Source organism: Streptomyces sp. DH12, assembly GCF_020873895.1.
GTDB lineage: Bacteria > Actinomycetota > Actinomycetes > Streptomycetales > Streptomycetaceae > Streptomyces.
This window is the reverse complement of record NZ_JAHWGT010001591.1, coordinates 1-397: the sequence shown is the minus strand read 5'-3', so window position 1 is coordinate 397 and position 397 is coordinate 1. Positions and strand designations below refer to the sequence as shown.

The window sequence follows — 397 nt, the reverse complement described above, 5'->3', positions numbered from 1 at the left end:
GCGAGATCGATCCGGCCGGCCGCTTCAGAGCCGGTGACCAAGACGCGGGCCTCGGTGTGCGGGACGTCGGAGGCCACGGTGACGGCGCCGTCGGCGACGGCGGCGCTCAGGGTGACGGCGCCGGTGACCTCCACGGGCCGGTGGAAGGCGACGTCGGTGAGGCGGGCGGTGCTGTCCGCGCACACGGAGACCGCCCTGCGCGAGCTGGCCGGCGCCCTCGCCGGCGCGGTGGAGCCGCTGTCCCTGCCGGATGTCGTGCACACCCTGCGCGAGGGCCGCAGCCACCGCCGCACCCGCCTCGTCGTCGGCGCCACCACGACGGGTGAACTGCGGGACAAGATACGGGAGTTCGCCGCCGACGGCCGGTTCGACGACGGGGACGTCCCGGACGCGTACC

The 397-nt window shown here is 75.8% G+C and carries 2 protein-coding genes; one reads left to right on the top strand and one right to left on the bottom strand.

Annotation, left to right across the window (positions count from 1 at the left end; genetic code table 11):
• On the bottom strand, positions 1–185 hold a 185-nt coding region (locus LPA54_RS41240; protein WP_228985511.1), incomplete at its 3' end, for a hypothetical protein.
• Between LPA54_RS41240 and LPA54_RS41235 the strand changes: the two genes are divergently transcribed.
• A partial coding sequence (locus tag LPA54_RS41235) for a hypothetical protein (protein ID WP_228985510.1) occupies positions 169–397 on the top strand: 229 nt, incomplete at its 3' end. The two genes, LPA54_RS41240 and LPA54_RS41235, sit on opposite strands and share 17 nt — an antisense overlap.